The sequence below is a fragment of the Rhodococcus sp. 15-2388-1-1a genome (genome assembly GCF_002259145.1).
Lineage (GTDB): Bacteria > Actinomycetota > Actinomycetes > Mycobacteriales > Mycobacteriaceae > Rhodococcoides.
Genome location: NZ_NPFP01000048.1, coordinates 1 through 13,622, shown reverse-complemented (window position 1 = coordinate 13,622; position 13,622 = coordinate 1). Strand labels below are relative to the sequence as shown.

The 13,622-nt window shown below is 64.0% G+C and carries 9 protein-coding genes; 4 read left to right on the top strand and 5 right to left on the bottom strand.

The features are described 5' to 3' along the window. Window positions 1–41: 41 nt before the first annotated feature. A complete protein-coding gene (gene soxR / locus CH302_RS26620) occupies window positions 42–479 on the bottom strand; it encodes a redox-sensitive transcriptional activator SoxR (protein ID WP_176460790.1) in 438 nt (145 codons plus the stop codon). A 67-nt stretch (window positions 480–546) separates the two neighbouring features. Here soxR and CH302_RS26615 point away from each other — a divergent pair, with 67 nt between their 5' ends. Together CH302_RS26615 and CH302_RS26610 are read left to right on the top strand one after the other, a co-directional pair. Next, window positions 547–1,932, top strand: a complete 1,386-nt coding sequence (locus CH302_RS26615; protein ID WP_037191281.1) for an MFS transporter — start codon at window positions 547–549, stop codon at window positions 1,930–1,932. A gap of 64 nt (window positions 1,933–1,996) precedes the next feature. Then, the gene (locus tag CH302_RS26610) at window positions 1,997–2,419 is read left to right on the top strand and encodes a VOC family protein (protein WP_037191280.1); all 423 of its coding nucleotides are present in this window, start codon (window positions 1,997–1,999) and stop codon (window positions 2,417–2,419) included. Window positions 2,420–2,443: 24 nt separating this feature from the next. Here CH302_RS26610 and CH302_RS26605 read toward each other — a convergent pair whose 3' ends face one another. Together CH302_RS26605 and CH302_RS26600 are read right to left on the bottom strand one after the other, a co-directional pair. Further along, window positions 2,444–2,983: a hypothetical protein gene (locus CH302_RS26605; protein WP_037191279.1), complete on the bottom strand. Its 540-nt coding sequence runs from the start codon at window positions 2,981–2,983 to the stop codon at window positions 2,444–2,446. 71 nt (window positions 2,984–3,054) lie between these two features. Then, window positions 3,055–3,444 carry a VOC family protein gene (locus tag CH302_RS26600; RefSeq protein WP_052047718.1) on the bottom strand — a complete coding sequence of 130 codons (390 nt, stop codon included), beginning with the start codon at window positions 3,442–3,444 and terminating at the stop codon, window positions 3,055–3,057. 61 nt (window positions 3,445–3,505) lie between these two features. On the opposite strand from CH302_RS26600, the gene CH302_RS26595 reads away from it, so the two are divergent. Beyond that, window positions 3,506–4,534, top strand: coding sequence for a GlxA family transcriptional regulator (locus tag CH302_RS26595; protein ID WP_052047717.1), 1,029 nt, complete (start codon window positions 3,506–3,508; stop codon window positions 4,532–4,534). Between the two features lie 22 nt (window positions 4,535–4,556). Further along, entirely contained in the window at window positions 4,557–5,381 is an 825-nt protein-coding gene (locus CH302_RS26590; protein WP_037191278.1) for an alpha/beta fold hydrolase, read from the top strand. A gap of 202 nt (window positions 5,382–5,583) precedes the next feature. Here CH302_RS26590 and CH302_RS26585 read toward each other — a convergent pair whose 3' ends face one another. Continuing rightward, window positions 5,584–9,540 (bottom strand): DNA-directed RNA polymerase subunit beta', encoded by a 3,957-nt coding sequence (locus CH302_RS26585; protein WP_037191277.1) that lies wholly within the window; start codon window positions 9,538–9,540, stop codon window positions 5,584–5,586. A 100-nt stretch (window positions 9,541–9,640) separates the two neighbouring features. Next, on the bottom strand, window positions 9,641–13,147 hold the full coding sequence (rpoB, locus tag CH302_RS26580; RefSeq protein WP_037191275.1) for a DNA-directed RNA polymerase subunit beta: 3,507 nt from the start codon (window positions 13,145–13,147) through the stop codon (window positions 9,641–9,643). Window positions 13,148–13,622 lie beyond the last annotated feature (475 nt).

The window sequence follows — 13,622 nt, the reverse complement described above, 5'->3', positions numbered from 1 at the left end:
CCCGTCATCGGTTCGACATTGAGGTGAACACGATGCGGCCTTCAGATGCGTCGAGCTCCTGGGCCCGCCTTGCCCAGTTGGTCGCCGGGGTTGAGCAAGGTGCACTTGCCGAGCGAGAGACATCCACAGCCGATGCAACCGGTCAGTTCCTCCTGCATCCGCGCAATCGACTGCTTGCGATCCTCCAGCCTCTGGTTCCATGCAGCCGAGATCTTTGCCCAGTCACGTTTGTTCGGGGTGCGGCCCGACGGCAGGGACGCAAAGACCTCGGCCACTTCGGAAAGCGGTATTCCGAACCGCACCGCCACCTGAATCAGCGAGATCCGCCGAATCGCGTGCCGGGGGAACTTTCGTACGTTGCCGGCCGTCCGCTCGGCGGGAACGAGCCCGAGGGTCTCGTAGTACCGGACCGCGGACACCGCGGCACCGGTTCTGGCCGCGACCTCACCGATCGAGAGCAACTCATCGCTGATCCGGATCATGCTGCCTCCCAGCGGGTCCATCGATTTGACCTGAAGTGCACTTTAGATTCTAACCTTCGTCCTCATGCACCCCTCCACCGAACCCACGACCGGAACCTGGCGACAGTTGCTCAGCGCCCGCTACGCCGGCACCGCAACTGTCCTCGCCGGCGGCGTAGCGCTGTACGCCACGAACGTCTATCTCACCACGAGCCTGCTGCCCACGGCCATCGACGAGATCGGCGGCCAACGCTATTACGCTTGGACTGCAACGGTTTTCCTGATTGCGTCCGTCATTTCCTCGATGCTGGTCAGCAATGTTCTGGCTGCCCGCGGACCTCGCGGTGCATATCTCATCGGCCTGACGATCTTCGCTCTCGGAACCGTCGTGTGCGCCGTCAGCCCCACGATGGAACTCCTGCTGGTGGGCCGAACGATCCAGGGTTCAGGAGGTGGACTATTGGCCGGACTCGGTTATGCCGTCATCAATGCAGCTCTGCCGCAACATCTCTGGACTCGCGGAGCTGCGCTGGTCTCCGCCATGTGGGGCGTGGGAACGTTCGCAGGACCGGCCATCGGTGGCGTATTCGCTCAGTTCGGAGCCTGGCGGTCGGCTTTCGGCGTGCTCGTCGTCGCAGCACTCGCCGTGGCCACCCTCGTCCCCACAGCGCTTCCCGCCCACACCAGCGAGCCCACCGAGTCCAGCCCGGTACCGACATGGTCGCTGACCCTGCTGACCACGGCTGCACTGCTGGTGAGCGTTGCCGGGGTGATGCCGAGTCTCGCGATCACGGCAGCCATGGTTGCGGCCGGAGTGCTGCTGCTGATCGTCTTCGTCGCAGCGGACCGTCGCGCACCGTACGGCGTTCTCCCTCCGTCGACCTTCAGCGCGTCGTCCCTGAAATGGGTGTACCTGACCATCGTCGTCCTCGCCGTTGCATCGACGGTGGAAACGTTCATCCCACTGTTCGGCCAACGACTTGCCGGATTGGCACCGTTGGCGGCCGGATTCCTCGGAGCTGCACTGGCATTGGGCTGGACTCTCGGCGAGATACCGAGCGCGTCGGCCACGGCTCCGCGCATCGTACGACGCATCGTCATCGGCGGACCGATCCTCGTCGCTGTCGGATTGTGCACCATGGCAACGTTTCTCACCGACCGAGCAGGTGCCGGCCTGATCACCGTGTGGGTGGTGGGTCTGATCGTCGCGGGAGTCGGAATAGGAATCGCGTGGCCGCACCTGGCGGTCGGTGCCATGACATCGGTCACCGAACCGGGCGAAGGCGCACGAGCCTCGGCCGCCATCAATACCGTCCAACTGATAGCCAACGCCTTCGGCGCAGCCCTTGCGGGAGTGCTGGTGAACCTCGGGGAATCATCGACGCTGCGATCGGCTCAGTTGCTGCTGTTCACCTTCGCGGCCGTGGCACTGATCGGGGTGACAGCGGCGGCGCGATCGCAGCGGACATAGGTTCCGAGCGGATCCATCCGATTCAGGACCGAACTCGTCCGCGATCTCGGCAAAACTCGAACGCATGACGAACACCGACCGCACAGGATCCCAAATCGACCACCTCAACATCGGCGTCGACGATCTCGCCGCCAGCGCCGAGTTCTACGGTGCTGCACTCGCACCGCTCGGGATCACCGAGATCATGCGGGTACCGCACACCCCAGAGGCGAACCAGCTCGCCATGATCGCCTTCGGCTGGGCGCAGGTGAAGCCCTTCTTCTGGATCGTCGACGCCCCGGGTTCGGCCATCGGACCGCACACCCACCTCGCGTTCAGTGCCCCGGACCGCGCCACTGTCGATGCATTCCACGCGGCAGCGCTGTCAGCAGGAGCGATCGAGCTCCGGCCACCGGGACTACAACCGGAGTACCACGCGACGTACTACGGATCGTTCGTGCGCGACCTCAACGGCATCGATCTCGAGGCCGTCTGCCATCACGAATGAGTCGACGAATGCGAACTCACTCGGTCAGCTACTGCCGAACATCGGAGGCAAGGCGGGAAGTGGCGAGACAGGATATGCAGCAACGTTCATGACGACAGTGCCGTCGCAGTAGCCGCCGTAGATCGTCGTCGTCCACACGCCCGTCAAGCTGCCATCGGGTTGTGGCGTGTAGTAGGCAACCGAGTGTGCATCGTTGTACTCCTTGGGATTTCCTGCACCCTTCCAGCAGTCCCACACCCAGTCATAGGTATGCACCCAACTCGTCCCGTCCCAGGTGTAGTCGATCGGGCGGTTCTGGAGAGACTCGTTCGCCGGCGGTGGACCGGCGACGACGGAGGCAACGCAGTTCCCGTCGGTGCAGTCGGTGGCGAAGGTGTAGACGTCGGAGAAATCCGGTTCTCGTTGCGACGCCGCTGCGCTCGTGCCCGTCTTGCTCGCCGCGAACCGCATCAGCGAATAATCGCCGGACCACGACGGGTCGTCGCCGGGTGCCGCACCGGCCGGAAGGGCTCCCGCGAAAATCCACGCCATGACCATCGCGAGCACGAGCACAGTCTTTCGCATGGGGCAACAGTAACGGCCGGTACCCCGCGCCGAGCCCGAGACGGCGAAGTTCGCCTCATCGACAGACCGAATCAAGCCTGAACGACCCACACCGAATTGCCGTCGGGATCACGCAGCGCGAACATGGGCGGCGCACCGTCCTCGGTCCCGGAAAGTGCGTCCATGTCGATACCGCCGATCGCAGTCAGACGCGCGTGTTCCGCCCCGACGTCGGGGGTTTCGACTCCGATGGACCCGCCGCCGGGCGAGTTACCCATCGGCGGATTCAGGGCAAGCCGCGCCGTCGACCCGGGCGGTGCCACTTCGAGCCACCGGTACTCGCCCTCGGGGCCGAAACGCGTATCGTCGCGCCGCTCGAAACCGAGCACGCCTGAATAGAACTCGAGGGCGGCGTCCTGGTCGGTGACGGTGAACATGGCCACGCCGATGTTCACGATGGTGCTGGGTGTTTGGTTGGTCATGCCGGTACCGACTCGAGGCGCATCGAAAACTCATCGCCCAGCGGCGGTAGCTTCTGTAGGCATGAACGATGCGCTTTCGGAATCTCTCGGATCACGGCGGATCGCTTTCCTGGTGTTCGACGGGGTGAAGATGCTCGATTTCGTCGGCCCCGCAGAGGTCTTCGTCGAGTCGAATCAGCAGCCCGCCGTCGATTACGAGGTGGTGATCCTCTCTCCCGGCGGCGCAGACGTGAGCACCTCGATCGGGACAACGGTGTCCACCCGCCCGGTCGCGGGATCCGGACAGTTCGACACCGTGATCATCGCCGGTAGCGAATTCGATCCGATTCGCCTCGTCACCGCCGAACTCGTCGAGGCCGCAACCGATCTCGCTGCCCGGACCCGTCGGATGGCGTCCGTGTGCACCGGGGCATTCGTCCTTGCCGCGGCAGGCCTACTCGATGGCCGAGCCGCAACGACACATTGGAAGTTCACGACCGATCTGCAGCGCCTCTACCCCGCCCTCACGGTCGATCCGGATGCCATCTTCGTCCGGGACGGCCACCTGTACAGCTCCGCGGGTGTTGCGGCCGGTATCGACCTCGCACTGGCTCTCGTCGAGGACGACCATGGACCCGAAGTGGCGCGGGCCGCGGCCCAGGGACTGCTGGTGTACATGCAGCGAGGCGGAGGACAATCCCAGTTCTCGTCGTCCCTCCTCGGCCCGATCCCCCGCACGGGAGCAGTCCGCCGAGTGGCCGACCACATACGGGACAACCCCCGGCTACCGCACACCGTGGCGGAGCTGGCTCGGTTCGCGGCCCTCAGCACCCGTCAGCTCACCCGGCTGTTCCAGTCCGAGCTCGGCAGCTCACCAGCCGAATTCGTCGCGTCGACGAGATTCGAGTTGGCTCGCGACGCCCTTCACACCGGCTACACCGTCGGCGAGGCCTCCCGTCGAGCCGGGTATTCGAGCTGCGAAGTGATGCGACGCGCGTTCGTCGCCCGAATCGGGACGTCCCCGCGCAGCTATCAGCAGCGGTTCGCATCCCAATCGACGATGTCGCAAAACGAGCGGTTCTCGACCCACACAGTGGTACCGCGCAGCTAAGGTCCCGGGCGACACTGCTTCCATGCCAACAATCACAACACCGGACAACGTCGAGATCTTCTACAAGGACTGGGGGTCGGGTCAGCCCATCGTCTTCAGCCACGGCTGGCCACTCTCGTCGGACGACTGGGACGCCCAGATGATGTTCTTTCTTGAGCAGGGCTATCGCGTCGTCGCCCACGATCGGCGCGGTCACGGCCGGTCCCAACAGGTCGGTGACGGGCACGACATGGACCACTACGCCGACGATCTCGCCGCCGTGGTCGAAGCCCTCGATCTGACCGACGCGATCCACGTCGGCCACTCCACCGGCGGCGGCGAGGTGGTGCGCTACCTGGCACGGCACGGGGAGGAACGCGCAGCCAAGGCGGTGTTGATCAGTTCGGTACCGCCGATCATGGTCAAGACCGACGACCACCCCGGCGGTATCGAGAAGTCCTTCTTCGACGACGTCCAGGTTCAGGTCGCCACGCGCCGTGCCGACTTCTTCCGCAGCTTCGCCGAGGGTCCCTTCTACGGCTACAACCGGCCGGGAGCCACTCCGTCGGAAGGCATCATCGCCAACTGGTGGCGTCAAGGAATGATCGGCGGCGCGAAAGCCCACTACGACGGCGTGGTTGCCTTCTCGCAGACCGACTTCAGCGATGACCTGCGTGGGGTGAACATCCCAACGCTGGTGCTGCACGGCGAGGACGACCAGGTGGTGCCCTACGAGAACGCGGGAGTGCTCTCGGCGAAGCTACTGCCCAACGGCACGCTGAAGACCTACCCCGGCTTCCCGCACGGCATGCCGACAACGGAAGCAGCGACGATCAACGCCGACATGCTGGAGTTCTTCCGGTCCTGACGCAACACGGTCACAACGAACATACGGTCACAACGAACATACGGTCACAACGAAGAACAAAGCCCCGCATCGACCGAAGTCGATGCGGGGCTTTGTCTGCCGGCTACGTCGTCGTGGGCGGAAACTCGTAGCGGACTACGAGTAAGGAGTGGAGCCTGCGGAACGACCCACTACTCAGCCGCTCACGTGCGACGAAGTCGCTCTAGCGGTATTCGTTGGAGAAACCGTAGTCGTCGAGCGGCACTGCAGCACCGGTTCCCTGGCCGAAGCCGTCCGGGCTGTAGTACTGATCGTCGTACGACGGCACCGCGTATGCCGCGGCACGTGCCTCTTCGGTCGGCTGCACCGTGATGTTCCGGTACCGGTTGATGCCGGTACCAGCCGGGATGAGCTTACCGATGATGACGTTCTCCTTGAGACCTATGAGCTTGTCGCTACGGCAGTTGATCGCCGCATCGGTGAGCACACGAGTGGTCTCCTGGAAGGACGCTGCCGACAGCCACGAGTCGGTGGCCAGCGACGCCTTGGTGATACCCATCAGGACCGGACGTCCGGCTGCGGGCTCGCCACCCTCGGAGACGACGCGACGGTTGCTCGACTCGAATTCGCTGCGCTCGGTGAGTGAACCGGGCAGGAATTCGGTGGAGCCGCTGTCGATGATCGTCACGCGACGGAGCATCTGGCGCACGATCGTCTCGATGTGCTTGTCGTGAATCGACACACCCTGCGACCGGTACACCTCCTGGACCTCGTTGACGAGGTGGATCTGCACCTGGCGGGGACCCATCACGCGCAGGACCTCGTGCGGATCGGCAGCACCTTCCATGAGCTGCTGGCCGACCTCGACGTGGTCACCGTCCGCCAGAAGGCGCTCGGTGCCGTCGTCGTGCTTGAAGACGCGCAGACGCTGACGCTTGGAGAGCTTGTCGTAGACAACCTCTTCGCCGCCGTCGTCCGGGACGATGGTGATCTTGTAGAAACGATCGCCGTCCTCGAGCTGGATGCGTCCCGACACGTCCGCGATCGGAGCCTTGCCCTTCGGCACACGTGCCTCGAACAGCTCCTGCACGCGAGGCAGACCACCGGTGATGTCATCTCCGGCGACACCACCCTGGTGGAAGGTACGCATGGTCAGCTGGGTTCCGGGCTCACCGATGGACTGTGCGGCAACGATACCGACGGCCTCACCGATGTCGACCAGCTTGCCGGTGGCCATCGAGCGGCCGTAGCAGGTGGCGCAGACGCCGGTTCCCGTGGTGCAGGTGAGCACCGAGCGAACCTTGACCGACGTGATGCCCGCAGCGAGCAGCGCGTCGATGGCCGGGTCACCGAGATCGTGTCCGCGAGCGACGATGACCGTGCCGTTCTCGTCGACAGCGTCGTTCGCCAAGGTGCGGGCGTACGTGCTGGTCTCGACGTGAGCGTCGCGGATCATCTTGCCGTCGGCCATCTTCTCGGCGATCGTCGTGACGATGCCGCGCTCGGTGCCACAGTCGGTCTCCCGAACGATGACATCCTGCGAGACGTCGACCAGACGACGCGTCAGGTAGCCCGAGTCGGCGGTACGAAGCGCCGTGTCGGCCAGACCCTTACGAGCACCGTGCGTGTTGATGAAGTACTCGAGGACCGTCAGGCCTTCCTTGAAGGAAGACTTGATCGGACGCGGGATGAACTCACCCTTCGGGTTCGTCACCAAGCCCTTCATGCCGGCGAGCGAGCGAACCTGAGTCATGTTTCCGGCTGCGCCGGACTTCACGATCATCGGGATCGGGTTGTCGTCGGGGAAGTGGGCCTCCATGGCCTTACCGACCTGCTCGGTCGCGTCCTGCCAGATCTTGACCAGTGCGGAGTTGCGCTCGACCTTGTCGAGTGCGCCACGCTGGTACTTCTTCTCGATCTGATCGGCCTGAGCCTCGAAGGTCTCCATGATCTGCGGCTTCTCCGGCGGCACGAGGACGTCGGAGATCGAGATGGTGACACCCGAACGCGTGGCCCAGTAGAAGCCTGCGTCCTTGAGCTTGTCGACGGTCTGTGCGACGACGATCATCGGGTAACGCTCGGCGAGATCGTTGATGATGGTCGACTGACGCTTCTTCGGCATCTGCTCGTTGACGAACGGGTAGTCCGCCGGAAGCAGCTCGTTGAAGAGCACGCGTCCCAGAGTGGTCTCCGCGGTCCATGCCTCGCCGCGGTTCCAGCCGTTCGGGAACAGCTCGTTCTCGATGTCACGCGGCGGGCGCTGCGTGGTGAGACGAACCCGAATCTGCGACTGCACCGTGAGCGATCCACGGTCGACGGCCATCTGAGCCTCGGCCGGGGAGGAGTACGCCCCGAACTCGGCATGGTCGGTCTTCGCGTCGGCGCGCTCGCCGACAGCACCGGCGTCGAGACGCGTCAGGTGGTACAGACCCGTCACCATGTCCAGACGCGGCATGGCGAGCGGACGGCCCGATGCAGGCGAGAGGATGTTGTTCGAGGACAGCATCAGCACGCGTGCCTCGGCCTGAGCCTCGGCGGACAGCGGGAGGTGGACAGCCATCTGGTCACCGTCGAAGTCGGCGTTGAACGCCTCACACACGAGCGGGTGCAGCTGGATGGCCTTGCCCTCGACGAGCTGCGGCTCGAACGCCTGGATGCCCAACCGGTGCAGGGTGGGTGCACGGTTCAGCAGCACGGGGTGCTCGGCGATGACCTCTTCGAGAACGTCCCACACCTGCGGACGCTGACGCTCGACCATGCGCTTGGCGGACTTGATGTTCTGCGCGTGGTTCAGATCAACCAGACGCTTCATCACGAACGGCTTGAACAGCTCGAGAGCCATCAGCTTCGGCAGACCACACTGGTGCAGCTTGAGCTGCGGGCCGACGACGATGACCGAACGGCCCGAGTAGTCGACGCGCTTGCCGAGGAGGTTCTGACGGAAACGACCCTGCTTGCCCTTGAGCAAGTCGGAGAGCGACTTCAGCGGACGGTTACCCGGTCCGGTGACCGGACGTCCACGACGGCCGTTGTCGAACAGGGCGTCGACCGACTCCTGCAGCATCCGCTTCTCGTTGTTGACGATGATCTCGGGAGCACCGAGATCGATCAGACGCTTGAGGCGGTTGTTGCGGTTGATGACGCGGCGGTACAGGTCGTTGAGGTCGGACGTCGCGAAACGTCCACCGTCGAGCTGCACCATCGGACGAAGCTCCGGTGGGATGACCGGGACAGCGTCCAGGACCATGCCCATCGGCGAGTTACGGCCGGCCTGGAACGCAGCGACGACCTTCAGACGCTTGAGCGCGCGCAGCTTCTTCTGACCCTTGCCACTGCGAATGGTCTCGCGAAGAGACTCCGCCTCGGCGTCGATGTCGAAGGTCTGCATGAGCTTCTGGATCGACTCGGCACCCATGGCACCGGTGAAGTACTCGCCGTACCGGTCGATGAGCTCGCGGTAGATGAGCTCGTCGACGATGAGCTGCTTGGGAGCGAGCTTGGTGAACGTGGTCCAGATCTCTTCGAGACGATCGAGCTCACGCTGCGCGCGGTCACGGAGCTGACGCATCTCGCGCTCGCCGCCGTCCTTGACCTTGCGGCGCACGTCGGACTTGGCACCCTCGGCTTCGAGCTCGGCGATGTCGGCTTCGAGCTTCTGCGCACGAGCCTCGAGATCGGCGTCGCGCTGATCTGCGACGGCCTTCTTCTCGACCTCCATCTCGGCCTCGAGAGTCGAGAGCTCGTTGTGACGGAGTTCGTCGTCGACCGTGGTGATGACGTAGGCAGCGAAGTAGATGATCTTCTCGAGATCCTTCGGAGCCAGGTCGAGCAGGTAGCCCAGACGCGACGGCACACCCTTGAAGTACCAGATGTGCGTGACCGGAGCGGCCAGTTCGATGTGGCCCATGCGCTCACGACGCACCTTGGCGCGAGTGACCTCGACGCCGCAACGCTCACAGATGATGCCCTTGAAGCGGACGCGCTTGTACTTGCCGCAGTAGCACTCCCAGTCCCGAGTGGGCCCGAAGATCTTCTCGCAGAAGAGGCCGTCCTTCTCGGGCTTGAGCGTGCGGTAGTTGATGGTCTCCGGCTTCTTGACCTCGCCGTAGGACCACTGACGGATGTCGTCCGCAGTGGCAAGGCCAATGCGAAGTTCATCGAAGAAGTTGACGTCGAGCACGTAACTTCCTTTCCCCGTTATGGGTGTTGTGATACCGAATCAAAAACAAGAAATATCGCCCGGTGGGCCTGCATCGCTGCAGGCCCACCGGACCATAGAACTACTGTGCGAGGTCGTCGACCGTGGCAGCTTCGTTGCGGGAGAGGTTGATTCCCAGGTTGGCTGCGGCACGCTCGAGGTCTTCGTCGTCACCGTCGGCCATCGTGATGGCAGCGCCGTCCGAGGACAGCACCTCCACGTTGAGGCACAGCGACTGGAGCTCCTTGAGGAGCACCTTGAAGGACTCGGGGATACCGGGCTCCGGGATGTTCTCGCCCTTGACGATCGCCTCGTACACCTTCACGCGGCCGACAACGTCGTCCGACTTGATGGTGAGAAGCTCCTGCAGCGTGTACGCGGCGCCGTAGGCCTGCATGGCCCAGCACTCCATCTCACCGAAGCGCTGTCCACCGAACTGCGCCTTACCGCCGAGGGGCTGCTGCGTGATCATCGAGTACGGCCCGGTCGAACGAGCGTGGATCTTGTCGTCGACCAAGTGGTGCAGCTTGATGATGTACATGTAGCCCACCGACACCGGGTACGGGAACGGCTCGCCGGAGCGGCCGTCGAACAACGTGGCCTTTCCGTCGGATCCGACCATCTGCTCGCCGTCGCGGTTGGGAATCGTGCTCTCCAGCAGGCCGGCGAGCTGATTCTCCTTGGCACCGTCGAACACCGGGGTGGCGATGTTGCTGTCGGCCGGAGCCGCCAACATCTCCTCGGGCAGACGCTCGGCCCAATCGGGCTTCGTGCCGTCCGCGGCGATCTGGACGTTCCAACCGGTCTTGCCGATCCAACCCAGATGGGTTTCGAGGACCTGACCGATGTTCATACGACGCGGAACACCGTGGGTGTTGAGGATGATGTCGATCGGGGTGCCGTCGGGCAGGAACGGCATGTCCTCCTGCGGGAGGATCTTGCCGATGACGCCCTTGTTGCCGTGACGGCCGGCGAGCTTGTCGCCGTCCTGGATCTTTCGCTTCTGAGCCACGTAGACGCGGACCAGCTCGTTGACGCCGGGAGGCAGATCGTCGTCGTCGTCGCGCGAGAAGACGCGGATGCCGATGACCTTTCCGTTCTCGCCGTGCGGAACCTTGAGCGAGGTGTCGCGAACTTCGCGAGCCTTCTCACCGAAGATGGCGCGCAGCAGGCGCTCTTCGGGGGTCAGCTCGGTCTCGCCCTTGGGCGTGACCTTTCCGACCAGCACGTCGCCGTCACGAACCTCGGCACCGATACGGATGATGCCGCGCTCGTCGAGGTCTGCGAGGACCTCGTCGGAGACGTTCGGGATGTCGCGAGTGATCTCCTCGGCACCGAGCTTGGTGTCGCGAGCATCGATCTCGTGCTCCTCGATGTGGATCGAGGTGAGAACGTCCTCTTCCACGAGGCGCTGCGACAGGATGATCGCGTCCTCGTAGTTGTGGCCCTCCCACGGCATGATCGCCAGCAGCAGGTTCTTGCCGAGTGCCATCTCACCGTTCTCGGTGCAGGGGCCGTCGGCGAGGACCTGGCCGGACTCGACGCGCTGTCCCTCGTCCACGATCGGACGCTGGTTGGCGCACGTGCCCTGGTTGGAACGCGCGAACTTGCGCATCCGGTAGGTCTTGCGCGATCCGTCGTCGGCCATGACCGTGACGTAATCGGCGGAGACCTCTTCGACCACACCGGTCTTCTCGGTGATGACGACGTCACCGGCGTCGACAGCTGCACGCAGCTCCATGCCGGTTCCGACGATCGGCGACTCGCTGCGAACCAGCGGGACTGCCTGACGCTGCATGTTCGCGCCCATCAGGGCACGGTTGGCATCGTCGTGCTCGAGGAACGGGATCATTGCGGTGGCGACGGACACCATCTGGCGCGGCGAGACGTCCATGTAGTCGATGTCGTCGGACGAGACGAACTCGACCTCTCCACCCTTACGACGGACGAGAATCTTGTCCTCGATGAAGTGACCCGAATCGTCGACCGGGGAGTTCGCCTGCGCGAGCGTGTGGCGATCCTCCTCGTCGGCGGTCAAGTAATCGACATCGTCGGTGACCTTGCCGTCGACGACCTTGCGGTACGGGGTCTCGATGAAGCCGAACGGGTTGACGCGTGCGTACACCGAGAGCGATCCGATCAGGCCGATGTTCGGGCCTTCCGGGGTCTCGATGGGGCACATGCGGCCGTAGTGCGACGGGTGAACGTCGCGGACCTCGAGGCCGGCGCGCTCACGAGAGAGACCGCCGGGTCCCAGTGCCGACAGGCGACGCTTGTGCGTCAGACCCGACAGCGGGTTGTTCTGGTCCATGAACTGCGAGAGCTGGGACGTTCCGAAGAACTCCTTGATCGCAGCGACGACGGGACGGATGTTGATCAGGGTCTGCGGCGTGATCGCCTCGACGTCCTGAGTCGTCATACGTTCGCGCACGACGCGCTCCATGCGGGACAGGCCCACGCGGATCTGGTTCTGGATGAGCTCGCCGACGGTACGCAGACGACGGTTGCCGAAGTGGTCGATGTCGTCGACCTCGACCGGAACCTCGACACCGTCGGGTGCGGTCATCGAGGTCTCACCTGCGTGCAGACGCACCAGGTACTCGATGGTCGCGACGATGTCTTCCTCGGTGAGGGTCGACGCCACGATGGGCTGACCCGAGTTGAGGCCGAGCTTCTTGTTGATCTTGTAGCGACCCACGCGAGCGAGGTCGTAGCGCTTGTCCTTGAAGAACAGGTTCTCCAGCAGGGTCTGCGCCGACTCCTTGGTCGGCGGCTCGCCCGGACGCAGCTTGCGGTAGATGTCGAGGAGAGCCTCGTCGGTACCGGCGGTGTTGTCCTTCTCCAGCGTGGCCATGAGGATCTCGGAGAAGCCGAAGCGCTCCGTGATCTGCTCGGTGGACCAGCCGAGAGCCTTCAGCAGCACCGTGACGGGCTGGCGACGCTTGCGGTCGATGCGGACACCGACGGTGTCGCGCTTGTCGACGTCGAACTCGAGCCATGCACCGCGGCCGGGGATGACCTTGACGCTGTGCAGGTCCTTCTCGGTGGTCTTGTCGATCGAGTGATCGAAGTAGACGCCCGGCGAACGCACCAGCTGCGAGACGACGACACGCTCGGTGCCGTTGATGATGAAGGTGCCCTTGTCGGTCATCATCGGGAAATCACCCATGAAGACCGTCTGGCTCTTGATCTCACCGGTGTTGTTGTTGATGAACTCGGCCGTGACGAACAGCGGAGCCGCGTACGTCATGTCCTTGTCCTTGCACTCATCGGTCGAGGCCTTGACCTCGTCGAATCGTGGATCGGAGAAGGAGAGAGACATCGAGCCCGAGAAGTCCTCGATCGGGGAGAGCTCGGTCAGGATGTCCTCGAGTCCACCGGCGACACTGCTGTCTCCGCGGGCGGCGGCACGGTCACGCCAACTCTGCGCACCTACCAGCCATTCGAACGAATCCGTCTGTACATCGAGGAGACCGGGTACCTCCAACGGCTCGCGAATGTTCGCGAACGAAACCCTCCTCGGGGCTCCCGGTGTTCCGACAACTGCCTTGGTCTGGCTAGAGACTGCCAAGATGCGTCCTTCCAGCACCTCACGCGGGTCGCTCGTGCAGTGCGACCGCCGCTGTATCTGTTTGCTATATGTGGGGCGAATTTCGGCTGGTGCAACCAGACCGAATCCCCATCACAGCGGCCCGAAAACGTGCTTTCGGGTAACAGCGATCGAGAGGTGGACAGGAGGCAGCCAGCGCAACGTCCAAAGGTACCCCAAATGTGCGCAGAGCGCAACGGGGGCATCAAAAGTAGCACCCGGGGTCCAGTCGTGCGCTGACTCGACGAAAGCGTGTCGCCTGCCGGACGCCCGATGCCGCTTCGGCCACGAAACCACTGGGGGTGCTCCTGACGACAAGAGTGAACCGTGCCGCCCCCTTCGTCAAGAGGTTCGGCCCGATCCGTTGTCCGAGATCGCACTCGAACCAGGCTCACCAGGCTCGTCAATGGACCATTGCACCGCCGAGACGTGTGCAACGGTCCATTGACGCGGGCGGGGGCGGGGCGGTCGGGGC